Source organism: Pantoea sp. C2G6, assembly GCF_051336815.1.
Classification (GTDB): Bacteria; Pseudomonadota; Gammaproteobacteria; order Enterobacterales; family Enterobacteriaceae; genus Pantoea.
This window is the reverse complement of record NZ_JBGMNJ010000006.1, coordinates 1-25,706: the sequence shown is the minus strand read 5'-3', so window position 1 is coordinate 25,706 and position 25,706 is coordinate 1. Positions and strand designations below refer to the sequence as shown.

Annotated in this window: 17 protein-coding genes and 1 pseudogene; 10 read left to right on the top strand and 8 right to left on the bottom strand. The window is 48.8% G+C overall.

The window, feature by feature from the left end; translation table 11 throughout:
* Window positions 1-4: 4 nt before the first annotated feature.
* Window positions 5-409: a hypothetical protein gene (locus ACCW71_RS09980; RefSeq protein ID WP_436371034.1), complete on the top strand. Its 405-nt coding sequence runs from the start codon at window positions 5-7 to the stop codon at window positions 407-409.
* Window positions 410-565: 156 nt separating this feature from the next.
* Here ACCW71_RS09980 and ACCW71_RS09975 read toward each other — a convergent pair whose 3' ends face one another.
* The 4 genes from ACCW71_RS09975 to ACCW71_RS09960 form a co-directional block, all read right to left on the bottom strand.
* Window positions 566-1,132 carry a hypothetical protein gene (locus ACCW71_RS09975; RefSeq protein ID WP_436371033.1) on the bottom strand — a complete coding sequence of 189 codons (567 nt, stop codon included), beginning with the start codon at window positions 1,130-1,132 and terminating at the stop codon, window positions 566-568.
* A 41-nt stretch (window positions 1,133-1,173) separates the two neighbouring features.
* Window positions 1,174-1,761 (bottom strand): DUF4755 domain-containing protein, encoded by a 588-nt coding sequence (locus tag ACCW71_RS09970; protein WP_436371032.1) that lies wholly within the window; start codon window positions 1,759-1,761, stop codon window positions 1,174-1,176.
* Between the two features lie 296 nt (window positions 1,762-2,057).
* Entirely contained in the window at window positions 2,058-3,164 is a 1,107-nt protein-coding gene (locus tag ACCW71_RS09965) for a relaxase/mobilization nuclease domain-containing protein (protein ID WP_436371031.1), read from the bottom strand.
* A 7-nt stretch (window positions 3,165-3,171) separates the two neighbouring features.
* On the bottom strand, window positions 3,172-3,564 hold the full coding sequence (locus ACCW71_RS09960) for a hypothetical protein (RefSeq protein ID WP_436371030.1): 393 nt from the start codon (window positions 3,562-3,564) through the stop codon (window positions 3,172-3,174).
* 250 nt (window positions 3,565-3,814) lie between these two features.
* Here ACCW71_RS09960 and ACCW71_RS09955 point away from each other — a divergent pair, with 250 nt between their 5' ends.
* Both ACCW71_RS09955 and ACCW71_RS09950 read left to right on the top strand, forming a co-directional pair.
* Complete coding sequence (locus tag ACCW71_RS09955; RefSeq protein ID WP_436371029.1) at window positions 3,815-4,009, top strand: hypothetical protein; 195 nt, start codon at window positions 3,815-3,817, stop codon at window positions 4,007-4,009.
* Window positions 3,999-4,463 carry a hypothetical protein gene (locus tag ACCW71_RS09950; protein ID WP_436371028.1) on the top strand — a complete coding sequence of 155 codons (465 nt, stop codon included), beginning with the start codon at window positions 3,999-4,001 and terminating at the stop codon, window positions 4,461-4,463. The genes ACCW71_RS09955 and ACCW71_RS09950 overlap by 11 nt, the downstream gene beginning before the upstream one ends.
* A gap of 93 nt (window positions 4,464-4,556) precedes the next feature.
* Here ACCW71_RS09950 and ACCW71_RS09945 read toward each other — a convergent pair whose 3' ends face one another.
* The 3 genes from ACCW71_RS09945 to ACCW71_RS09935 all read right to left on the bottom strand — a co-directional run bounded on the left by ACCW71_RS09945 (window position 4,557) and on the right by ACCW71_RS09935 (window position 8,719).
* Window positions 4,557-6,242: an ATP-dependent nuclease gene (locus ACCW71_RS09945; protein ID WP_436371027.1), complete on the bottom strand. Its 1,686-nt coding sequence runs from the start codon at window positions 6,240-6,242 to the stop codon at window positions 4,557-4,559.
* Between the two features lie 25 nt (window positions 6,243-6,267).
* A complete protein-coding gene (locus tag ACCW71_RS09940) occupies window positions 6,268-7,140 on the bottom strand; it encodes a DNA adenine methylase (RefSeq protein ID WP_436371026.1) in 873 nt (290 codons plus the stop codon).
* 91 nt (window positions 7,141-7,231) lie between these two features.
* Window positions 7,232-8,719: a hypothetical protein gene (locus ACCW71_RS09935; protein WP_436371025.1), complete on the bottom strand. Its 1,488-nt coding sequence runs from the start codon at window positions 8,717-8,719 to the stop codon at window positions 7,232-7,234.
* Window positions 8,720-9,683: 964 nt separating this feature from the next.
* Between ACCW71_RS09935 and ACCW71_RS09930 the strand changes: the two genes are divergently transcribed.
* Window positions 9,684-10,091 (top strand): hypothetical protein, encoded by a 408-nt coding sequence (locus tag ACCW71_RS09930; protein ID WP_436371024.1) that lies wholly within the window; start codon window positions 9,684-9,686, stop codon window positions 10,089-10,091.
* A 266-nt stretch (window positions 10,092-10,357) separates the two neighbouring features.
* On the opposite strand, the gene ACCW71_RS09925 is transcribed toward ACCW71_RS09930, so the two are convergent.
* Window positions 10,358-10,789 (bottom strand): hypothetical protein, encoded by a 432-nt coding sequence (locus tag ACCW71_RS09925; RefSeq protein ID WP_436371023.1) that lies wholly within the window; start codon window positions 10,787-10,789, stop codon window positions 10,358-10,360.
* A 641-nt stretch (window positions 10,790-11,430) separates the two neighbouring features.
* Between ACCW71_RS09925 and ACCW71_RS09920 the strand changes: the two are divergent.
* The 6 genes and pseudogenes from ACCW71_RS09920 to ACCW71_RS09895 all read left to right on the top strand — a co-directional run.
* A pseudogene (locus tag ACCW71_RS09920) lies at window positions 11,431-12,585 on the top strand (IS3 family transposase).
* A gap of 378 nt (window positions 12,586-12,963) precedes the next feature.
* The gene (locus tag ACCW71_RS09915; protein ID WP_436371022.1) at window positions 12,964-14,397 is read left to right on the top strand and encodes a PAAR domain-containing protein; all 1,434 of its coding nucleotides are present in this window, start codon (window positions 12,964-12,966) and stop codon (window positions 14,395-14,397) included.
* The gene (locus ACCW71_RS09910; protein ID WP_436371021.1) at window positions 14,387-14,803 is read left to right on the top strand and encodes a hypothetical protein; all 417 of its coding nucleotides are present in this window, start codon (window positions 14,387-14,389) and stop codon (window positions 14,801-14,803) included. Before ACCW71_RS09915 ends, ACCW71_RS09910 begins: the two co-directional genes overlap by 11 nt.
* Window positions 14,804-15,746: 943 nt before the next feature.
* Window positions 15,747-17,441, top strand: coding sequence for a ShlB/FhaC/HecB family hemolysin secretion/activation protein (locus ACCW71_RS09905; protein WP_436371020.1), 1,695 nt, complete (start codon window positions 15,747-15,749; stop codon window positions 17,439-17,441).
* A gap of 2 nt (window positions 17,442-17,443) precedes the next feature.
* A complete protein-coding gene (locus ACCW71_RS09900; RefSeq protein ID WP_436371019.1) occupies window positions 17,444-17,971 on the top strand; it encodes a toxin-activating lysine-acyltransferase in 528 nt (175 codons plus the stop codon).
* A gap of 12 nt (window positions 17,972-17,983) precedes the next feature.
* Window positions 17,984-25,706 (top strand): hemagglutinin repeat-containing protein (locus ACCW71_RS09895; protein WP_436371018.1); only part of this gene is annotated, 7,723 nt, incomplete at its 3' end.

Below are 25,706 nucleotides of genomic sequence, written 5' to 3'. Positions count from 1 at the left end.
TATTATGAATAAATTAAACAGATATTTACCCGACCAAAGATTTTTGATACTACTTAATCGCTTTATTCTTAGATATGACGAGTCAGATTGCAACAAAGAAAAAATCGTAAAAGATGCTTACCTGTTCTGTGTTGGTTACTTTTTAAAGTATCAGCATGATTATGAGAATGTTCATTTGCCTGGCTCAAGCAACATTCTTGCTGTCCTAACCTCTGCACTTTTGAGTCCTAACTTTTATACAATACCTGGCACTGTAAGTCTGGAACGTGTTCTGTATTTCTATAAATTCATTGTGGAATACATCGTTTGGAATGAGTATGAAGTTGAGAAAACATTTAATAGTCAAAAACAGAGTTTTAAACATGTGCCTCCAACCAAACCAAAATTTGAAGTGAGAAGACGAGTTTGACAAAGATGATTGGGAAGCTTTATCTATGTTAGAATAATAAATGCCACAGGATCTGTTCACTTCAATCAAATGGGAAGTGTTCTGCTAACAGATTCTGTGGCATTTTATATACTTTATGAATTTAATTAAGGTTTCTTTACCACCTTAATGATGTCGTTATGGATTAGAAATTACACCTGTGAGATCCACCACGGTTGGACTTCCCTCGCTTGAACTGTATTCACTCCAGTTGCTGAGGTCACCGAAGCCATTGAACTTAGCAGACAAATCAACAGAGCTTCCTTTCTTGAGTCTCATGATGTCATTTTCTAAACCAGAATAATATTTAATATGTAATCTTCCCATGCATTTGTTTGTATCAGTGGTTTTGAAAAGAATACCATAATCTCCATGAACATTTGCACCCATAGTCTTGGCACTATTAAACTCGGAGGCACGGATGATTTTTGCATTTTTTATAGAGATGGTTTTTCCTGTCCATTTCTTTTCAGCATACATTTGATTATTAGTGTAATCTTTGCAGATTTCTTTTAATCCATTAATGCTTTGAGCAGTTGTGAAATCTTCACTTTTGTTAATTTTATTGTCATCGGTGCTATGTGATAACTTTTGGTTTAAAGATTGAATGGATGAATCAATGCCATTAATACCGCTTTGTAACTGTTGACAGCCAGAAACAAGAAACAAAACAGCAATAATAGTCATTTTATTAGTTGAAGGCATTTTTATTCTCAATTTAATAACTATGGTAGAATGATTTTTTCTTAATTTTTATTGATTACATTATCAAAAACTTGCATCCATCTTTTTAATTGAATTTCTGTATTACGAGAACCTTCTTGCGAGTTGAAATCACCACTTGTTGGGAAAAACATAACTCGCCATTCAGGATATTGAATATCATCGACGGTGATAAAAAATCCTGATTCATGGAAATTATGTGTTCTATCAAGTTCTTTTTGGGGGCCAGTCCGTTGTATGTTGGTAGTTAAATTATACCTCCATTCTTTAACGGCTGAAAAAGGATAACTCTTTTGCTTGTTTTCTTCTTTAAGATGAATTAATCCCTTATGTTCATCGATTTTCATCCATGTTGGACCAAATTCATGACTCCAAATTCCATCATTATTATTATTGAAATAATCCTTAGTGCTTGTATTCCATTTTTTAATTCGAAATTTTTTGTAGGCAAACATCAAGAGCATGATGCTTGCAAAAACCCAGACAATTGCAAGCTGAACCAAACCCTGAACACCAGAGAAATAGAAAATGACAATCGGAAGTGCAATGGCAATCCACACTCTTTTCATCATAAGGAAGTTGGGCTGTTTTACTTCAGTTATTGCTGTCATAGGTTCTTCCAAGTTTAGTTTCACTGAATCGAAGGCGCACGTATGCATCAGCTTATTCTGCCGATAAATCAGTGTGCTACGAGGTTTCGTTTGAAGTTACATTACGACTTGGAAACAGGGTCTAGCAAATCATTTGTACCGATCGATCGCTTTCTTTTGATAGCCTAGACCTATCATCAACAATATATTGATCAGTAATAACGATCGATCGTTTTTGCCTATCGATTTGAAAAGGAATGAAAATATTTAAGTGGTTTGACTTAGTGACTGATTTTAACCCACTGAAAACTAGTTAGTTAAACAGGATTGAAGGGCGATTTTCTTACTAAATATTGAGAATCCACTTTTGAAAATTGCACAGGTTTTGGGCTTTCATCCATGATTTTCTTGATGAGGACTGTTTTCTTAACAGGCTTGAGAATCGTTAAACCAATAGCTTTTAAACTTGCAACAAGTTCTTCAAGGTAAGGTATCCACTGTAACCAGCGGTATCGGCTATGTTCACTGGAACTTACCGTAAGTGGGGTTAAAGTAGCTGTAGAATGAACCTCAGTGAGAATCGGAAAGTTAACATTCACCGGAGTGAATATAGGAGTGATAGCCTCTGTTGGTTGAGCCACAATGATTCGTTTGCTCATGTTTGACCAACTGTATGCTTTTCCCAGTTGTGAAGCTTTGAAAGCAATGCCGTGATACTCGAACGAGAATCCACTCATTTTACCTGTTGAGGCTATGTTTGGATTTGCAGTTATATTTTGCTTTCGCAGTTCACCTACGAAGTCTTCGATAGTGATGGTATCGAAGAATGTGAGAACCGCATCTATCGCTTCCTGGATCGTTTCCTTAGGGACTTTAGCTTTTGTCCTATCCTTCATCATCTTTTCATTACGGGTGAGTTTCCTGTGCTTCTGAGTAGTTCTGGCAGGGGAAGGGCCAACAGTTTGGGTAAGATGGTGTGCTTTCTCAAGATCTTGGATTATACGGGTGCTTATCAGATTCTCGTTCCTACCGAGATAGAGTTGGCCATTTGCCAAAATATTTATACGAGAAGCAATGATGTGTATGTGTTGACCAGCTTCGTCATCGTGTAAGACATAACAACGGAGGTGAGTATCTGAGAAACCCATTCGCTTCATGTAATCGTCGGCTATAAGCCTCCATTGCTCAATAGTCAACGAATCACCTTTAGGGAGACGAAGGGAGTTATGCCATACAGGTTTCTCAATATATTCTCTCAGCTTCTGAGTTGCTGTGAACTCAGTTGCCAATTCATCGACAGTTGAGCCTAACAGGTTACCTCCTATCACTATGGGATCAACTTTATGATGGTTAGCAGGGGATAGAGCATAAGATATGACACCCCGGAAGTTCTTACCCCTTTTTATCCTATCCATACCTTTCATAGGATCATTACTTGTTGAAGTTCAGCAGAGCATCTCTTACATGCGACAGCTTTACTTTCAGTGCATTCACTTCATGTGAGAGTGGCTGGGCATCTGAACCACGACGATTGAGGAAAGATGTAAGGTCATTGAGCTTCTGCAATGAAGCCGTTAGTTGGTGCCAGGCTTCTTGGTTGAGTTCAGGGACTGATGGAGGGAGTTCCTGAAGAGCTGAGCTTCTCAGCCAACAGCTTCTGCTTAGCTGTCCTCTGAACTGGTTTACTTTGCTCAGCTCGACTTCGTTTAATCTGACTGTTACTGAGTATTTGCGAAGACGGTTAGGGGGGAATTTGTTAATAGAAGGATCATTGGTAAATGAAGACGGGAACTCATCATCGAAAATAATATTGTTTTTTTTCATATCAACTCCTTTTGATATATTCATTAATAGCATATCCATATGCTATCTATAATAAATAACATAAAGTTCAATTGCGTCAATGGGTTGGGTTAGTGTTTTTTGTATTGATCTTTCTTTTTCAACCGAAGGGCAGAAAAAGCAAGGCAACTGAGCATCGCTCAGTTAGCCCTTGCTTAATCATTTATTAAGGATATTGATTAAATCGGAAAATGAGCTAATATTATAGTTAATAATTACGAAAGGAGGTTTTATGACTACTTTAAAACTAAAAAAAATATTAAGACACTCAATGAATGATGATGCTACCAGTGATATCCAACTACAAAAATTAAAAGCTTATACAATGCAGCCGCTTACAGAGGAAGAAATCAATAATCTTATGGAGAAAGCAGTTGAAAAATATAACAGGGAAAATTCTAGAGATATTTTCAAAGATGACTACTAATAATGTGAATCATAAGATTTATTCTAAACTTGTAAAAACGAAAAATGATTATGTTGGTATGATTGCTTACTCTATATATAAAAGAGATAAATTGGCAAAGGTTAAAAAAGGTGAAGATGTTTCGACCTTTGTAGTATTAAAGGAAAGTTCAGTTGAATTAAAAAGATATCGAGAGGAAGCTCAGGAAGTATTTAATAATGCTTTAAAAGTTATAGTGGAAGAAAAAATAACAGAAAGAGAAGAAGAAATAAAAAATAACATTCTTCTTTTGGGAGGTGTTAAGCGAAGTAGATTTTGGATTTGGCACAATTCTGGAGCTGCTGGTGTTATTGGGAATATTTATACATTTCTGATTTCAGCACTAATTGTTTATATATTTAGTTCCAATGCAGGATGGAAGGCCGCAACCGATAGTGCACTCTCATTTTTCAAAAGCATTCTAAATGTCAATTAATATTAAATGGAATGATATAACATCATTCCATTTATTCAACTTCGAAACATTAACTATTTATGCAAAAATGGAGCGGATATCAAATTTAGATATTCATTTAATGTCACTGAATTCAATGTCCCACTTAACATTGCTCATATTGTTTTGATGGACTACTCTGTAAAAAAGCTGTTTCAACCCAACATAAAAATATTCCAACTCTCTTTTATTCTCTGCTCTAGATATCCAGTTTCTTGTAACCATAGTGAAATAATTTCTATGGGAATTAAAAAGTTTTTTATATTTTTTCCTTTTGAAACCATGAGTGGTTTCATCGTTTTCCTTTAATTCATTAAACTCATTAACTATTGCTTTTATCAGTGGCTGAACCTCAGTTAAATAATAATCCTTTGTAAATCCTTGATTATAAATATCAGGATTGTTCCAGAATTTATCGTCACCTTCATTCAATATTTTTTCACAATGATCGAGTATAAACTCTTCGGGTGACTTCTTACCGGGAAGAGATATTGTGCTCTTCCGTATATCACCCTGATGATCTCCATCATAGATACATATTGATTTAAGTGAAGTCTCAATTAAAAACGGATCGTCGAATATTGTCTTAAGATTATTGGCTCCTATCGAACAATCTACGAGGTGGAAACAATTTCTTATGGCTGCTAACTCTGGTTTTTTGGTTATCCAAAAATTGAATATTTCATTGAATAAATAGCGAGCTTCTGGATCTTCAGTAAAAACAGGGATTTTATTATTGATATATGTATCATCTCTGCTTTTATTTTGAAGAAACATTTTTATCTTTACATAATTAGGTTCTTCAAGGTTTATTATGTCGCTGTGATTATTAATTAGGTAAGTTATTTTTACTTTATTGTTTGATGCATATTTAAGTAATGATAGACTATGTGTTGTGAGGAAAATTTGAATTTTATATTCTTTAGCATAAGAGTTCATCTTTTCTAACAACTTAGTTTGAAGATAAGGATGTAGAGTTGCATCGAATTCATCTATAAGAAGAATGCTTTCTTTATCGTTTTTAGACTCTTCCAATGAATGATAATAATATTTTAAACTAACTAATGCCTTTAATATAATGAAGAGATTATCCTCGCCCGAAGATATTGTATTAGAATCAATATCTGGATTGTCGGTTTGGAAGTCTGGACCCGATTTGAAATCACTAAGGCTATTAGAGGCTATATTGTTTATCTTAAAACCTAAAAATTCCTGGTAAATTTCAGAAATCATATCGTTATATTCGTTGGGAAGATTAGACTTTTGTAAGGATATATCGGAGTCTTTGACTTCACCAATAGGAAACAATCTGGACAAGCCTAAATATATCACTGGTCTATGAGGAAGAGATTGCTTCGGTTTTCCTCTTGGATACATAGGCTTAAGTGCATACCTATGAGCAAGTTTCTCATCTTTGGAATTATGCTTTCTAAAATCTAAAACATCTGCATTTGAATAGATAACACTGTATAGTCTACCTTTGATCCCATCTGCTGGATCATTGTATGCTTTGGAATCTCTTACGATAGCCTCCATTTTTGGATTGGCTATTTTATTAATCTCTTTAATAATCCGTAAACACCTATTATCAGTATAAATATTAGATCTTGCAGTTGGCATCTGAAAAGCATTGCTGATTAATTGAAGTAATGTGGTCTTACAAGAACCATTGGTTCCTGAAATCACATTCAAGTTATCATCGAAAGAGAGTTTTATATCTTTTAGCTTTTTAAAACTAACGAAGTCAATTTCATCAATCATTTTGAATCTCGCAATTCATTTTAATTCAAGCTGCTTTTTTAGCATCCTGTTTTTTGCCCAGTTCGAGATCTGGGACCTCAAGATTTTTAGAAAAAATAATCACTTCAGAACCAACTCTTTTTGACTGAGCGGAATATTGAAGATCAAAATCAATTAAAGTTTGATTTTTATAAATTTCTTTAATCTCTTTTGTATTGTCATAGGTTGCAACCCAATGCAATACAGGCATCTTGATTAATTGGTTTTGAATATCAACATGGTCTTGATGTTCGTAGAAGTTTCTATATAACTCCTGTCCTTTCACATAGTAAGGTGGATCCAAATACATAAATGTATTTTCATGAGATTTAAGGCTTAAATTTATCAATAAATCCAGAGTATCTTCATTTTTAATAAAAATTCTGTCCTTATAGCCAGCTATCTTTTTTATTCTTTTTATTAAGTCTGGTTTATTAAATCTTACATCGAGTTTCCATTTCCCAGCTTGTTCTTTACCTCCAATCACTCCAGCATTTAAAATTCCAGAACGATTGGTTCTATTCATGAAAAATGCAGCAAAACCTAAATTCAGCCGGTTGTTATAGTTATTTGACCTTAAGATTTCTCTTTGCTGATACCAAGTTTCCATCGTGATTTCTGTGTTTTCAATCATGTCGCAGAATTCATCACAATTATTCAAAATTGAATGCCAGAAGGAATAGATTGCTGGATCATAGTCATTGATCGTGATCTTTCGCACATACTCTTGCATTAAAAGTTCAAGAGCTACACCAGCACCTCCAGCGAAAGGCTCAATGTAATGGCAATCTAAAAGCGAGTTATGTTTGATTACTTCCTTTAAATAATAAGAAAGTTTTCCTTTACCGCCTGGATATCTTAAAGGAGTGTAAAATGCCATAGTCTACCATGATCGTTTGAATTTTAAATTGTGGGAATTATAGCATATCTCTTAAAAGATAGCACTCTCGCTATATAAGCGAGAGTGTATTTCATTTCCATATTGCTGAGAATAAACAATGGAGATTATCAAAATGTGTATTTAATGAGCTTTTATCAGGTAGGGTTTCCTTATTATGCATATATTGTTGTAAGGAACCCTGACTTGAGGTGATGCTTGAAGAAACTGATTGAACAGAAGAAAGCTGACTGTTTGTTAGAAACCCTTTTTCTTTTAAATGATTGCTTACTGCGACAACTTTATCATGAAGACCTTGCTGTTGTTTTTTTAATACTATTTTGTTTTTATCAAGATAGCATATTAACGACAGCTCAAGGAAAACCCTAAATAATACAGAAATAGACATTGGACATTCATCGTGTCTAAGCTTGCCTTTTAATTCGTCATATATTTTTTTGCATTTCTTATTATCGATTACATATTTAATGTTGCTCTGAATTAAGTTATTACGGTTTGGATTATGCTTAGTAATTACATCCTCGGTGTCTTGAGAGGTATCTTTTCCATCATTGCCAGTTTTAATATCATCATCATTTTTATTTTCTTCAGGTCTTTCAGTTTGTGGATTGCCAGATGGACCCTCTTTATCTTCGGTAAGATCTTTTTCTTTATCAGAAGGATTGTTTTGAGTTGGTGAGGTTGTCACTTCAGGTTTGTAAGAGTTAGGATTAGATAATTCCCATAGTTTTTTTTGCTTACTTTCAGGCTTTGAAATACGAAGTTCTTCAATTACATCACGACGGTCTGATTTATGTCTAATTTTGTTTACTGTAAAGATTGGTCTGCCTTTGTCATCTAATTCTTGCATGGCACGAATTAACTTGGCTATTTCTGACACAAAACGTTCTTTAGGTTGATTGCAAAACAACTTTGCATCAATTACTTCCAAACCTAATTCGTTCCTGACATCAGGATCTCCTAACAAACGAGTGATATTAGTTAACCTTAAAAGACTAAATTTAGAAGATATTGTTATGTCAAAAGATTTTTCATTTTCTAAGAATTTTAAAAATTGGCTTCCAAATGATGTATTCCCATTTTTTGATTGATATCTTTCCTGTTCTTTGGTATCCCATCTGACACGGCCGACTCCATTATTCTGACCACTATGTTTTAATGTAACCCAATGCTCAAATTCTTCAGGGCTTTCAAAAACAACACAGTCAGCTTCTTTAGGTAGCAGTATGTTCGTTTGAATGATTTTCTTTATTTTAGATTTTATTTTTTCATTTTCAGTAAGGTCTGGCTCATGTAAAAGTTTCAGAGCAGTTAAACGGCGATTTCCTTCTGCGACCGTATAAGACTTATTATCTTCGGATATATCACTTTTATATACTATAAGTCTTTCAGATGGATCTAATCCGAACTCAGAAATATCTCTAGCTAAAGCCTCAATTTTGTCTGATTGTATTTCAACCATCAAGTTAATGGCTTCTCTTTGGCTCTCAACAATCCTTGGGAACCTCGGATTATCAAGATCCAGTAATAAGTTACTAATTAGTATAGTCTTGGGAGTCATAATCATCCTTGTTCTTTCTGTTTGATTTTTATGGTTTAATTTTTTTCATGACTAGAAATTATCGTGTGCCAAACTCATGTTTTTCTTATGCATATCATATAATTTACGATTTCCAAACACTGGTTTCAAATTTTTTTGAAATCATTTTGGCAAGCTTAGTTTCAAGTTGTTTAACTTCTTGATATTCATATCTTTATTGATCATGGCTTATTTTTGGTAGGTAGGCGGATTTTCCAAAGCCTATTCATTTAGCATCTGGGGGGGCATTTTTGGGGGCCTATATGAAAATAAAATACAAAAAATTACATATGGAACAATCATCTACCTACAAGGTTCGAATCCTGTAGGGGTGCCATTCTTTCTTCTTATACCCTCTCCTGAAGTCTACAAAACCCCAGCCAGTAAGAACCTCCCCACAAATCTTGTTATCTCAACGTCTACTACATCTATTGAAATCAACAATCACGTGGGGATAAATTTGGGGGTATAATTCTGTTCAATGAAATGACATACCCCCAAATGAAGCTCAATGCCCGCACAGTGGATACTTCAAAGGCCAAAGATAAAGCCTACAAGCTCTCTGACGGCGGCGGAGAACTGAGAGCGTTGTTGGTGGGTCATTGCGATGAGCATTAAAATCCGCCTAGCTGCGCTGGAGAAGATAGCAAAAGAGAAAGGTAACAAATCCTTGATGGTCCACAGCCACCCGTAAGAGCGGCCTATCAGCGTGAAGTTGGCACCCTTGACCATGATGACTACATAGGGGCCGCTAACCTGTGGAGCATTGAATTATTTGGCAAGCCGCTAGATCTAGTGGCTGAAGAGATTGCAGACGCTGAAGGTTTTTAACTGATATGGCACCCTTAAAAGAGATTGGCAAGCACTTGGTAGTTGGCGGTGATGACGTATTTTTGCTTAATAAATAGAAGTGTTAAATGAATCCTCATATAACAGGATGATATCCATGCGAACAGACTTAGAATACATAAAGGGAATGCTAACTGTTTTTCTCGATTCAGAGAGCGCATTCATTTCAACGGAAGATCTAAGTGCTCAAGGCTTTGACATTGGTTCTGAGAAGGGGATGTTTCATTACTTGCAGTTGATCGAGCAAGGATTTGTAAGCAATCGCAGCATGGAAACACATAATCCAGAAAACCTTGGTTACGTATATGTCCTTGGAGGAATGATGCCGATTGACGTTGACATTAGGCTGACAACGCAAGGGCATGACTTCGCAACGGCACTTGAAAGCAAAGATGTGTTCGACAGGCTCAAAGAAATAAGTAACGAACCAATCACAGTAATCAAAGAAGTTGGCGTTGAACTACTAAAATCTTATGCCAAAAAGAAATTTGGATTAGCTGAGTAACCGCCTTTGGGCGATTTTTTTATTGGAGCCACCATGACCGACACTCACCGCATCAAAGTTAAAATAAAGTCAGCTAAAACCCTGTTGGCCAGATGAACCGCTCATAACTCGAGAGCGTGAACGACTTCATCGGCATTGCTCAGGAAGATGGCGCTTGGGTATGCCTCGCGCCAGATTACGCGCTCCAGTTGGAGCATGTATCAGTTGAAAACATTGCTTATCAAACAGTTAGTTGCGAGATCATCTAACAGGATTCCATCGACAAATTAGATGGAAATGATGTGTTGCGCGTGAGCTGTTTTGGCAAGCAACCCAAATATTTCATAACCCACATCAACTTGGTGTGGGTCCAGTTTTTCTCCATCTAATGCAGAAACGTAAATAACCCCATTGTTTCCCATCAATAACTTAAGCAATGTGGCGTTCTTATCTTCAAGTTTGTAATTAAAATTCATGCGAACAAACAATTTTTTTCCAGAGAATATAAGGTTTCGCTCGGTCGTAAGCGATAGCTTAAAATCTTTAAAAGAAATTTTCACTTCATCTTCCAATAGTTCGATCTCAAAGAGCTTCCGTAGTATACCTCTTTTATTATATGCCTCCTTTATTTCAACAATCGTTGTGCTGTAAGCATGGAGTAAATTTTCTTTATCTATGTCAATAGCATTTGAAATGGTATGTAAATCAAATTCCGGCATTGAATCCTCCTTGCAATAATTTTGGCACTCTCCGACAAACAAAAAGATGATCTGTCGCGAGTATCTCATCGATTTGAGCGTTAGGTAAGCGGACATTCGGGCAAGGTAAAGTTAAAAGACTGCAATCCGTACCAAGTTTGAATACCTGTCAAAACCTGACATCTAGGACAGAATCGCCGAAGTGAAAGCTGATCGCAATGGTCAGTTGTAGATTGACGCTACCAGCCACATTTAGCATAAAGAACGCATGAACGTTCACAGTAAACAGGCGGGTGCGAAATGATTCACTGACAGACGATTGCAATGACGCTGATACAGATTGCTCGCCAGAAAGGTGAGCCACTGGACATGCATACGCTTATACTATCCGCAGCGAAGTACCATAGCGTTTCAGAAAAAAGAGCGCCATCGACAGAGGATGATCTCTCCTGATTATAGATGGAAGTAGCCAGCAGGTAAGAGATAACGTCACACATTCATGAAATATACATGTGTATATTTAGCCTTTATGTGACGATTCGGTATCATCCCCCTATATTCATGTACCATTTGTGTACGTGTACCGGCGAGAGAGACTTGAACCGCCACGGGTTTAACAGACACCTCCGAGTCATTTAATATGACTTAAAAGAGAGGTACCTATGAGCGGTAAAAGTTATCCCGAAGAGTTCAAAATGAAGCGGTCAAACAGGTTATTGATCGCGGCCATTCTATCGCAAGCGTCGCCACCCGTCTTGATATCACCACGCACAGCCTCTATGCCCGGGTAAAAAAGTTTGGCCCTGATTCATCAGCCACTAAAACGCAGCCCGATGCCCAGTCTGGGATCCGGCTACTTCAGAAAGAACTGAAGCAGGTTACTGACGAGAGAGACATCTAAAAAAAGCCGCGGCATACTTCGCAAAACTGTCCGACTGAGGTACGCCTTTATCCGTGACAACGGCCATTGCTGGCCTGTGCGTCTGCTCTGCCGGGTTCTGGATGTTCATCCGGGTGGATTTTATGTCTGGCTTCAGGAGCCACATTCACAACGTCACCAGACAGACCAGATGCTGGCCGGGCAGATCAAAAAGTTCTGGCTTGAGTCAGGCTGTGTCTATGGTTATCGCAAGATCCATCTCGATCTGCGTTATACCGGGCTACAGTGCGGATTGAACAGGGTCTGGCGGCTGATGAGGCGTGCCGGAATAAAGGCTCAGATCGGGTACCGGAGCGCACGGGCACGGTGAGACCAGCATCGTGGCACCCAACAGGCTCCAGCGGCAGTTCAATCCGAACGCACCGGATGAGCGTTGGGTGACAGACATAATCTACATCCGGACCCATGAACGCTGGCTGTATCTTGCCGTGGTGGTTGATCTGTTTTCCCGAAAAGTTATCGGCTGGTCAATGCAACCCTGGATAACAAAAGATATTGTCCTGAACGCATTACTGATGGAGGTATGGCGGCGTAATCCTCATAAACAGGTACTGGTTCACTCTGATCAGGGCAGTCAATACATGAGTGGCAGTCGTTCCTGAAATCACACAGTCTGGAAGGCAGCACGATTCGTCGTGGTAACTGCCACGACAATGCGGTTGCGGAAAGCTTTTTCCAGCTACTGAAACGCGAACAGATAAAGAAAAAGATCTACGGAACGAGGGAAGAAGCCCGCAGCGATGTTTTTGATTATATCGAAATGTTTTATAACTGTAGGCGTCAGCATAGTTCAAGTAACCATATGCTACTGGCTGAATATGAAAACCTGTATTATCAATGGCTCAGAAGTGTCTGGATTATCCGTGGAGATTCATAAACAGACAATGGTGAAATCTAACCTGATCGGGAAGAGGCTTGCTCTGTCACCGTTTCTCAGTACGCAACTGACACCTGATAAGTGAGCAATAAGACAGTATTCGCAATGATCTATGATTGCCAGGGTTTGGTACGAGACTCACACAATCAGAATCTGAACAGTACGGTCTGACGCTGGTCGCTCAGCTCTCCCTCTATGATGTACCCACCAAGGGATATTAAACCTGTTTGCTTTTTTTGTGATACCAGACAGGTGGCGTATCATCGGCTGAAAATAACCGCATAAAGAAGAGGGATTTGATATGCCGGTACACAACAATTACCCAGGCATAACGCCTGACCCAGATGGTTTTCATTCCATTAACAAGGGAAAACGCTGATGGCACGCGAAGGCTACTATCTGTTTCAGGGTGACGGAACCACATGCGGCGGAAAAATAACGGAAGGGGCAGAGGACACCCTGTTTAACGGCAGAGCACTGGCGCTGGAAGGGCACGCGGTAACATGCGGTAAACATCCGGGAAAGTTCCGTATTTGTGGCGGCATGGGAGATACGCATGAAACAGAAGGCGTAATCCGCCAGTGGGCTGGCTCCCTGGACAGTTACAGTTCTTGTCCCTGTAAATCGCGGTTTATCCCTCTGGATCATGAGAACACCTACGAATACAACTGTAATGCGGGTCTGGCGGCAGAGAGGGCCAGAACCGCAGAACCAGGAACGGCGCAGGAAGAACAGCCTGCACAACACGCCCGGACAGTAAAGACACCGCAGCCAGAGAAGAAACCGGGCATCGATGCCGGATTTGTCATTCTGCCTTACGGTGGAACGACCGATGCCTGGCAACGTCTGCTTTTTACTGAAAATCCGCCAGCAGGCGCGAGAGAACTGTTCGCCGGGCTGAACGGGGCGGATGAAAGATACAGAGCCGGCTCTATCATGCTGGTGGTTGATCCAGATAAACAGGATGAAGAGCAGATCGCCCACCTGAAAGCGGCTAAGGCGCGGGTTGATGCGGCACTGGCTCCTCTGTCCATCAGGCAGGCCAATTTTCTCTATCAACACCGCGATACAGTCGCCATGTTTGCCGCCATCAGCAGCACCGCCAGTGATGCCGCCGGGTACGCCGGACAGGTTACAGAAGCGGCAAAAGGCTATTTCGGACGTATCGAAAAGATACTGTCGCAGATCCAGCAAGCCTACCAGAGCCAGTACATCACGCGCGGCACACTGATCGGCGAACAGTTTTTTGTTGAGCGCCAGCGTCTGCTCGGCCAGCTCGACAGCGTGCTCAAAATGTTCATGAAACAGCGCTTCATGTTTACGGAGTACACTGACCTGAAAAGCACCCTTGGCCTCTCATCCAAATCCATAACGCATCGCTGGAACGAAACAGGTGTCGGTGACATTGAAGGATATGCCACGCACATTGAGAAAATGGCGAAATACGTAAAGCTGATGGAAAGTGCCGGAAAGGTCGGCATCTGGCTTTCCGCCTTTGATACGGCAGCGCAAATCACCGAGGCCTGCACGACCGGACGGGAGTGTGAAAAAACCGCTTTCACCTCCGTCGGTGAGTTTTCAGGCAGTCTGATCGGGGGAGCGATAGCGGGAAAAATTGCAGGTACAGCCGCAGCAAATACCGTCTGTGCGATTGTGCTGGGGGCAGCGACGATAGAAGCCGGAGGTGCAGGTGCACTGCTTTGCACGCTCGGCGTAAACGGTGCTATCGCATACGGAAGCGACAAAGCAACATCTGCGTTCGGTGGCTTCCTTGGTGAATCGCTATACGAGGTTACAGGCAATGACCATTAACGACCTGCTTAGCGCTAAGGCAACAGTAATTATTGGAGTACTTGCTTTCGGCTTTGGTATAGCCAGCATCATAGCCTCAGCTCTTAATAGAAAAAGATTTAAAGAAATCTGCATCCTGTACAAAGAAAGATACGGTAGCCTGCCTGATGCGGTAGTGCTGCTTGAGAATGTCAACACGCTTTATGTCAAAGTGGCATACAGTACAAAGGTAAGTTTTATATATATGCCGCTGTTGTGGAATAAAAGCTCAATCCTGACCAAAAATGATGACAAGGACTTTATTCGCGGGCTACCGAAACGGCTTATTGGCCCTTTCTACGTGGAGATATACCTGGCGGTTGTCAGTTTGCTATTTTTTATTATTGGCGGGCTACAAATGTTGGTGGTAAAGCATCACTTAATATAGACAGGTTTATCATAACACCCGTTGCCAGAACGCCAGCTAACTACTGGCGGCGTTACTGGTATAAGGCGTGTAAAATACCGAGCTTAACACGCCACAACGTACTGAAATCTGGTGCGTTGTCGTTCTCATGGGGGAGCAGAGAATTTCTTATAAGCTATCAGCTCCTGACAACAGAGCAGATTGAAAGTGGAGGGTTATAAACCAGATGTTTATCATCATATCCTGAATCTCATTTATTGAGTAAATCTTTACGCTCCATCTAATTGAGCCTTTTTCTGACTGGCCTCACACATCAGGCAGACTGGACCATTTTCTGAATGCGAAGAAGTATAGAGAGAAGTAATGGATTACAGGAATTGAAAGAATGATAGCCATAGACCAGCCAAATCCGGCTTTGCTTTTCATTCGATAGCATGGGAAGAATGTAATAACCCTCATTATCAGAAATATCGCTTTATGAGTCTCGCCCCTTTCATCTTTGTTTATCGTTTTGCAAAGCACACTCAGGTAGTTTTTTTATAGCTAGTTATGCTTGCTGGAATATTATTACCTTTGAAACTCATGGTATGCGTTGCCAGTTATGACAATCACTAACCGCCACATGACTAAAGCAGCATTCCACCTTTACCATCCCGAATGATGAGCGACTGACCAGAAGCGAGAGTCGCGTCCCGCTGTAGCCACATCCTGGCTGCTGGCTCACAGATTTATTCCCATCGGCCTGGATTTAACAAAAACTGGCACTGAATTTACCCGCGATCACCCCCGCAAGGCACACTCTCTACTCTCCACCCCTGGCGGAAAACAGTTTAACAATCCTGAACAGTAAGCTCGAAAAACAGACAGATGAAGGTTGTCGCTAATCCGAATTTATGGATAATACGCACATCGTTTACCTAAATTAACAACATTTACAATTAGTTTACGCGACAGGGACTGTCTTATGGGTTTTCAGTACAAACATTTACCACTCTATATTCCTCTGCTGGCCTGTACTTTTTTCACCGTCAGGGTCAATGCCGCCGATGCGCTTCCCGATGGAAATGAACAGATCCGCCAGCAGCAACAGCGCCAGCAGGCGCTGGAGCGGCAAATTGAACCTCAGGCACCCGATGTGCGGCTCTCGCCGCCGGCTTCCAGCTTCGGCCGCATCAATTTTCCCGCTGAAAAACCCTGCTTTCCTGTCTCGCGCGTTGAGTTGCAGGGACAGCAGGCGCTGCCGCACTGGCTGCCACTAAGCCGTCTCGCCAGCCAGGCGCAGGGAAAGTGTCTGGGGGCGCAGGGCATTAACCTGCTGATGAGCACCCTGCAAAACCGGCTGGTGGATCACGGCTATGTCACCACCCGCGTACTGGCCCCTTCGCAGAATCTCAACAGCGGTACGCTGCGACTGCTGATCCTGCCCGGCTACGTGCGGGAGGCGAAGCTGACACCGGAGAGCGATCACCATCTCTGGCTCTATAGCGCCTTTCCCGCGCATGCGGGCAATCTGCTTGATTTACGCGATATTGAACAGGGACTGGAAAACCTGCAACGACTGCCGACCGTGCAGGCGGATATGTCGGTGGTGCCCGGCGACCAGCCCGGCGAGAGTGATATTCAGGTGCGCTGGCAGCAGAAGAAAATGTGGCGCGTCGGCCTCTCGCTGGACGATTCAGGTACCCGCAGCACCGGCCGTTATCTGGGCGGCGTCACGCTCTCGCTCGACAACCCGTTTGCGCTGAGCGATCTCTTTTATCTGTCGGCCACCCACGATCTGCAAGATCAGGGCGGCAAGGGCAGCAAAAACTACACCGCCCACTATTCGGTGCCGTTCGGCTACTGGATGTTCTCGGCGACAGGCAGCGACTACGACTATCACCAGGCGGTCGCTGGCGCCAATCAGGACTACCGCTACAGCGGGAAAAGCAAAAGTCTCGATCTGCAACTCAGCCGCGTGCTGCATCGCAACGGCTCGCAGAAAACCTCACTGACCTATGATGTGCTGACGCGCGAGACCCGTAACTATATCAACGATACCGAAGTACAGGTGCAGCACCGTCAGACCGCCGCCTGGCGTATCGGCCTGCAACACCGTCACTATATTCGCCAGGCCACGCTGGATGCGGGCATCAGCTACCAGCGCGGCACGCGCTGGTTCGGGGCACAGCCTGCGCCGGAGGAGTATTTTGGCGAGGCGACGGCGCTGAGCAAAATCGTACAGCTCAACGCACAGTTCAATCTGCCGTTCAGCCTCGCCGATCAGCATTTTCGTTACAACATACAATATATGCGCCAAATGAGCAGCACACCGCTCACGCCGCAGGAGCAGTTTTCTATCGGTAACCGCTGGACGGTGCGCGGCTTCGACGGCGAGCGCACGCTCAACGCCAGCCGCGGCTGGTTTGTGCGCAACGACATTGCCTGGAGCACGCCGCTGCCAGCGCAGGAGTTCTATCTTGGCGCGGACTATGGCGAGGTGGGCGGCGCAGGCAGCGAGCTGCTGACCGGCCAGCATCTGGCGGGCGGCGTGGCGGGGCTGCGCGGCCAGGCTTTTAATACCGGCTATGACCTGTTTATCGGCACGCCGTTGTCGAAACCGGATGGCCTGCGCACCAGCTCCGTCACGCTCGGCTTCAACCTCAACTGGAGCTGCTGAGGATGCGCGCGGGCAAATATGAGATTAAAGCGCCGCTGATCCTCGGCGGCGAAGAGAGCGAAGCGGAGGTATTGGGTGCTACCGTCTGGCTCTGGATGCACTCGCCGCTGCATCGCGACGCCCCGCTGCACGCGCTGCCGACGCTGCTGCTGCCGATCATCAAACAGCAGCAGTACATACTGGTCGCCGAAGCGGGCGAGCCGGTTTTTTTCTTTAGCTGGGCCTGGCTGAATGAGGAGGCTGAAGCGCGCTATCTCACGCTCCCCGCCATCCAGTTTCCGCCCGAAGCGTGGAACAGCGGCGAGCGCATGTGGTGCTGCGACTGGATCGCGCCCTTTGGTCATACTGCGGCGATGAGCCGGCTGGTGCGCCGCGATCTCTTTCCGCACGCCTGCTGGCGGGCGTTAGACCACCGCGGCGAGCAGCGCGGCAAGCGCGTGTTAAATTTTCATGGCAGTTGCGTCAGCCACGAGGCGGCAAAAAACTGGCGGCAACAGCATCCGCTGGCCGTGGCGTTACCGCAAATCTGATAGGGACATTAGATGAACAGAAATCTCTACCGCATTATTTTCAACAAAGCACGCGGCATGCTGATGGTGGTGGCCGATATTGCCCGTTCAGGTCGCGGCGGTAGCGCGCGCTCATCAGGTGTGGGTCGCACGCTCAGCAGATTTATCGGCAGAGTAGGGGCGCTGAGTTTCAGCCTCTGGCTGGCGATGGGCGTTGTCCAGCCCGCCAGCGCCGCGATTGTCGCAGACGCGCAGGCCCCCGGCGGTCAGCAGCCCACCATTATCAACAGCGCCAACGGCACGCCACAGGTCAATATCCAGACGCCGTCCGCGGGCGGCGTCTCGCGCAACAGCTACAGCCAGTTCGATGTCGGACAGCAGGGCGCCATTCTCAATAACTCGCATAAAAACACCCAGACTGAACTGGGCGGCATGGTGAGCGGCAATCCCTGGCTCGCCAGGGGCGAAGCCAAAGTCATTCTTAACGAGGTCAACTCGCGCGACCCCAGCCGACTGAACGGTTTCGTTGAAGTGGCGGGGCAAAAAGCGCAGGTGGTGATCGCCAACCCATCCGGCATCACCTGTAACGGCTGCGGATTTATCAACGCCAACCGCGCCACGCTCACCACCGGTCAGGCGCAGATGAATAACGGCAATCTCACCGGCTTTAACGTTGAGCGCGGCGAGGTGGCGGTCGAAGGCGCGGGGCTGGACAGCTCGCGCCAGGATTACACCGACATTATCGCCCGTTCAGTCAGGGTCAACGCCAGAGTCTGGGCCAACGATCTGAAGGTCACTACCGGACGTAACCAGGTGGATGCCGCGCATCAGCAGGTCACGAAGCAGGACGACGATCCCGCTTCACGTCCGCAGGTATCGCTGGATGTCTCCAGCCTCGGCGGCATGTACGCTGGCAAAATCCGGCTGATCGGCACCGAAGCGGGCGTCGGTGTGCGTAACGCGGGCACTATCGGCGCAGAGGCCGGTACCGTCGCTGTCAGCGCCGACGGTACTTTAACCGTCGCTGCCGAAGGGCGCATCGAAAACAGCGGACGCATAGAGAGCAGCCACGATATGCAGGTCGCCGCCAGAGAGGGCCTCAGCAACAGCGGCGTGCTTTCCTCCGGCGGCAGCGCCTCGGTGAGCAGCGCGGCGGAGGTGCAAAACAGCGGCTCTGTGGTGGCGCGCAACAACGTTACGCTTCAGGCGGACACGCTCAACAGCACAACATCGGGCATCCTCGCCGCGGGCGTACAGGCTGACGGCAGGCCCGGCGAGTCAGGCGATCTGACGCTGACGACCACGGGAAAACTGACCGCGCAGGGGCAAAACCTGGCGGGTGGCAGCCTGAGCGCTCGCGGGCAGCGTCTTGATCTCAGCAACAGCCGCACTCAGGCTAAAAACCTGACCCTTGAGGCCAGCGACGGCGACATCGTAACGCGCAGTGGCACCCTTGACGCGCGGCAGCAGCTTACCGCCCACACCGGCAAAATGCTGGATAACGACGGCGGCGCGCTGACCGCCAGCAAACTTGATCTCCAGGCGCACGATCTCTCCAGCCAGCAGGGCGTGATAATGCAGAGTGGCGGCGACGATCTCTCGCTGACGCTGCCGGGCAGCCTGAACAACCGCGGCGGCCATATCGTCAGCAACAGCGGCAACCTGAACCTGAACGCCGATACGCTCGATAACCAGTCCGGTGAGATTAGCCATGCCGGCAGCGGCACGCTGGCCATTGACGCGCGCAGCCTGGCGGGCAGCAGCGGCAGGCTGCTTTCCAGCGGTCAGCTCCGCCTGCGTGGCGGCGAGTTCAGCCTCGATCAGGGCACCACCTCCGCACAGCAGATTGACGCCGACGTCGACACGCTCTCGAATCAGCAGGGCCAGCTGGTGCAGAACGGCAGCGACGGGATGCGGCTGCACACCCGCGGCGCTCTGAATAATCAGGGCGGACAGCTGGCAGCCAACGGCAATATTGATCTCAGGGCCGCGGCGCTGGATAACCGCTCTGGTGCCGTCATCGCCGCACAGCAGGGCAGCCTGACAGCGCAGGTCAGCGGCGCGGTCGATAACCGCCAGGGGGAACTGGCGGCCAGCCGTGACCTCCAGCTGAGTGCCGATCGGCTGGATAACCAGCAGGGTCGCGCCTCGGCCGCCACAGGTAACGCCAGCCTCGCCACACGACAGGCGCTGGCGAACCAGGCGGGCCGTATTGAGGCGAAAGGGGATCTGACCCTCAGCGCTGCCGGGCTGGAAAATCAGGGTGGCACGCTGCTGGGCGATAATCTCCGGCTGGGGCTGGGCGAGAATGCGCTGGATAATCAGAACGGCGTTATCGCCGCGTCAGGCGGGCTGCGCAGCGACAGCGGTGCACTCAGCAACGACGGCGGACTGCTGCAATCGGGCGGCGACCTGCTGCTCGACACGCACGGCGCGCGCCTGAGCAATCAGCTGAGCGGCGACACGGGCGGCATACTCAGTTCCGGTGCGCTGACGCTGCGCAGTGGTGAGCTGGATAATCGGCAGGGCGTGCTGGTGAGCGGTGGCGACGCGCAGCTCACCACCCAGGCGCTGAACAACAGCGGCGGTACGCTGGTGGGCAAACAGCGGTTGCAGATTGAGAGCGACGGCGCGCTGACTAACGACGCGGGTCTGTTGCAGTCAGGCGGTGACGCCCTTATCGACACGCATGGCTATGGACTCAGCAACCGTGACAGCGGCAGCCAGGGCGGCATCAGCACGCTGGGCGCGCTTACGCTTAACGCGGGGGCGGTCGACAACCAGCAGGGCTTTATCGCCAGCCAGGGCGATCTTCTGCTTCAGGGCGCCGGGCTGGATAATCAGCGTGGAACGCTGGCGTCGCAGGCGGGGCTTTCCGCCAGCGCGGACGCTATCAACAACCAGAGCGGGACAATCAGAGCGGGCCAGGGGCTGAGCCTGAGTGTCGCGCAGCAGCTGGATAATCAGGCTGGCGTCATCGGTGCAGGCCAGGCGCTGCGCGTCACGGCCGCCGCGATGCTGAACGGCCTGGGCAGGCTGGCGAGCGGTGAAACCGGTCGTCTGGATGTCGATGCACTGGACAACCGCAACGGCCAGCTGGCGGCCCAGCAGGCGCTGACGCTGCGCGGCGACACACTGAACAACAGCGACGGCGGTCTGATCCAGAGCGGCGAACAGCTTGATATTGGCGTCAACACACTGCTTAACCAGAACAGCGGCGAAAAAGGCGGGCTGACCAGCCAGGGCGACATGCTGATCCGCGCCGGACAGATGGACAATACGCAGGGCCTGACCCTGAGCGGAAAAGGCTTGCAGCTGACGGCGGGCAGCCTGAATAATAGTGCGGGCACGCTGGTGGCACAAAACCAGCTCAGTCTCGACCTTGCCCCGGCGCAGAACGCGCTGCGGCTGAACGCCATCCTGCCGCAGAACCTGCTGCGCCTCGCCACACAATCCGCGCTGGACAACCGGGCAGGTCTGCTGCAGGGCGGTAGCGTGCTGCTCGACAACCACGGCCAGCGGGTCGACAACCAAAACGGCACCCTCTATAGCCTGGGCGATTTCAGCCTGCACAGTGGCGAGATTAACAATCAGGGCGGTACCCTGGGCGCGAAGGGCAACCTAACTCTGCAAAGCGGCGAACTGGATAACCGCAGCGGCGGCCGGGTGGTGAGCGAGCAGGCGGCCAGCCTCACCACCTCCCAGCTGGACAACCAGGGCGGACAGGTCCAGAGCATCGGCGATCTGCTGCTGTCGAGCGCACAGGGTGTTATCGACAACGCCAGCGGACTGATCCGCAGCGGCGCGAACGTCGTGATCAACGCGCTCCAGCTCAACAATCAGGATACGCAGGGCGCGCAGCAGGGTATCGAAGCCGCGACCCTCAACATCAACAGCGACAGCATCTCGAACCAGCGCGGCACCCTGCTGGCCGACCGGCAGCTGACCCTCAACAGCCAGGGTGGCGTTGACAACAGTCAGGGCGAGATGGCTGCTGGTGAAGACCTGACGCTACAGGGCGACGGCCTGGCGCTTACCAACAGCGCGGGCGTACTCAAAGCAGGTCGATCGCTGGCGATCCGCGCCGATCGCGTGGGCGGCGACGGCCAGATCCTCTCGCGCGGCGATATTACGCTGGTGAGCCAGCAGAGCCTCAACAACAGCGGCGAGATAATCGCCAACGGCAACTTCAACTTCACCACGCCGGGCGACGTCGTCAACAGCGGCAAACTGCTGGCGGGCGGTAAGCTGGACCTGCGCGCCAGCAATCTGATGAACGCAGCCAGCGGTGAAATCAATGCCGGACAGGACTGGCTGACGCTGAACGGAGAGCTGACCAACTCTGGCCTGATTGACGGCAAACAGACGCTGCTCAGAGCCGATACCTTAACCAATATCGGCAGCGGCCGGATCTACGGCGACACGATTGGCGTACAGGCCGGCACCTTTAATAATCTGGCGGAAAACGTCACCGCCGCCACGCTGGCGGGGCGCGAGCGGGTCGATATCGGCGTCCAGACGCTGAACAACCGCGATCACGGCCTGATCTACAGCGCGGGCGATATGGTGCTGGGAGGCGAGCTGGATGCTGACGGGCTGGCAACCGGCAAAGCGGGTGTCATCAATAACCACAGCGCCACCATCGAGTCCGCTGGCGATATGCAGATCACCGTCGGGCAGCTCAATAACGTCAACGACCATTTCAGCACCGGACTGGTCACCGTCTCGACCGAGGCGATCACCGAGTATCAGCATAAGGGCGACACCGTCCGCTGGAAAGCGGGCGAACCGGGCGTCTTTGTCGACAAAAACTCCGCCGACTCGCTGCGCAATCTCAACACGCCGGGCAACACCGGCAGTAATAACGACGACTTCAACCAGTATGACTACACCCGTACGGTGCAGGAGACGCAGATTGCTGAAAGCGATCCGGCGAAGATCATCGCGGGCGGCAATATGACGGTGAACGCCGACAAGGTGTTCAACGATAAAAGCCAGATGGTGGCGGGCAATACGCTGACCATGAACGCGGGCGAGGTCGATAACGTCGAGGTGGCGGGGCAGCGCATCACCAACGACGTCGGGAGCACCACCCATTACTACCGCATCCGCCATAAAGGCGGCGACAGCCAGGGCAAAAAAGGCTCAGCCTACACGCCACCAGATGTGATTGAGACCATTGCGCTGAAGCCGAGCCAGCTGGTCGATCACGGTGAGCTGAGCGGCAACCCTATCGCTCTTGCACCGCAGAGCAGCGAGGGAACCGATGCCACCATTGGCCGCGCGGGCGGCGTTAACGCCACCGTGTCGGGCAGCGCGCTTGCGCCTGGCTGGCAGCATGTCGACACCGGTACAGTGCCGGGCATTACCGCCGCCGTGCTGAAGCCGGGGCAGCGCTTCGAAGTGCCGAGCAGCGTCACGCCGCAACAGGGTGAAGCGGCGCGCGTGGTGCGCATCGTCGGGCCGGATACCCGCCTGCCGGACAACAGTCTGTTCAAAACCAACCCGTCGCCCGGCGGCAAATATCTGATAGAGACCGATCCGCGCTTTACTCAGGAGAAGCAGTGGCTGAGCAGCGACTATATGCAGGACGCTCTGACCCAGAACAGCGATAACGTCCTGAAGCGCCTCGGCGACGGCTATTACGAGCAGCGCCTGATCCGCGAACAGGTGATCAACCTGACGGGGCAGCGTTATCTGACGGGATTCAGCAACGACGAAGATCAGTATAAGGCGCTGATGAATAACGCCATCGCCTTCAGCCAGCAGTACAACCTTACGCTCGGCGTCGCGCTGACGCCGGAACAGATGGCGCTGCTGACCAAAGATATTGTCTGGCTGGTCAACGCCCAGGTGACGCTACCGGATGGTTCCAGCCAGACGGTGCTGGTTCCGCAGGTCTATGCGCGCGTGCAGCCGGGCGACGTGGACGGCAGCGGCGCGCTGATTGCCGGTCGCAACCTCAACCTGAACCTCGGCGGCGGGCTGTTCAACAGCGGCACGCTGGCCGGACGCGAAGTGGTGAAACTGAGCGCCGACAATATCACTAACCTGGCGGGCAGCATCAAAGGCGCCAGTGTCGATCTCAACGCCCGCACCGATATTAATAACATCGGCGGCGTGATCCAGGGGACAGACACCTTGCTGGCCTCTGCCGGCCGGGATATTAATGCCATCAGCACCACGCGCAGCGTGAGCAGCCAGAACGGTGACAACCGGTTCGCCCGGACAACCGTGGATAGCGTCGCGGGTATGTACGTGCAGGGCGATGATGGCCGGCTGATATTGCAGGCCGGACGCGATATTAACCTGACGGCGGCGCAGGTGGTTAACAGTGGCGAAAACAGCCAGACGGTGCTGCATGCGGGCCGCGACCTCAGCCTCAACACCGTCACCACCGCCAGCCGCGACGATATTGTCTGGGACGGCGACAATAGCCTGAAGCAGGGTAATACCCAGGAGGTCGGCAGCGAAGTGGTGGGCAAAGGCGACGTCTCACTGCTGGCAGGCAACGATCTCAACGCGCGTGCTGCCACGCTGTCGGCTGATGTCGCGCTGGCGCTCACCGCCGGACATGATGTGACGCTGACCAATGGCGAGAACACCCAGGATCTCGACGAGCGGCATAAGGTGACGGGCAGCAGCGGCTGGCTCTCGAAGAGCACGACCACCACACGCGATCAGATTGCGCGTCAGACGGCGCAGGGTAGCTCGCTGAGCGGCGATAGTGTCACGGTGGCAGCAGGCAACGACCTGCGCGTGCAGGGCAGCCAGATCGCGGGCACGCAGGATGTCGCGCTTCAGGCGGGTAACGACCTCAGCGTCACCGGGGCGACAGAGCGCAACAGCGAACAGCATCTGTCGCAGGAGAAAAAGAGCGGGCTTTCCGGCACCGGTGGTATCGGCTTCAGTTACGGCACGCAGAGCCTGAAAACCACCGACACCGCGCAGGATCTGACCAACCAGGGCAGCACCGTCGGCAGCGTTAACGGCAGCGTGTCGCTGACGGCGGGCAACCGCCTCGATGTAAACGGCTCCGAGCTGATCGCCGGTAAAAACCTGACGCTGGATGGCCGCGAGGTGAGCATCACCGCCGCGGAGAACCAGAGCAGCCAGACGCACAAGGTTGAGCAGAAAACCTCCGGCCTGACGCTGGCGCTCTCCGGCACGGTGGGCAGCGCGCTGAATACGGCGGCGCAGACGGTGCAGGAGGCGAAGTCGGCCGACAGCGGACGGCTGGCGGCGCTCCAGGGCACCAAAGCGGCTCTCAGCGGCGTGCAGGCGACCCAGGCCGCGCGCCTCTCTGCGGCGCAGGGCAACAGCCCGGATAATAACAACACCGTCGGCGTCAGCCTCTCTTACGGCAGCCAGTCCTCCACCTCCACTCAGCGCAGCGAGCAGCGTACCGCCCGGGGCAGCAGCCTCACGGCGGGCGACAACCTGAGCGTGGTGGCGCGCGGCAGCGGCGTCAAAGGAGAGGGCGGCGACCTCACCGTGCAGGGCAGCCAGCTCCAGGCCGGTAAGGATCTGCTGCTGTCGGCGAACCGGGATCTGAACCTGCTGTCGGCGGCGAACACCTCGTCGCTGGAGGGGAAAAACGAGAGCCACGGCGGCACGGTGGGTGTGGGCATCGGCGCGGGCCAGGGCGGCGTGGGGATCAGCGTTTCCGCCAGCGTCAATAAGGCGAAGGGCAGCGAGCAGGGCAGCGGCCTGACGCACACCGAAACGCAGGTGAGCGCGGGCAACCAGGTGACGA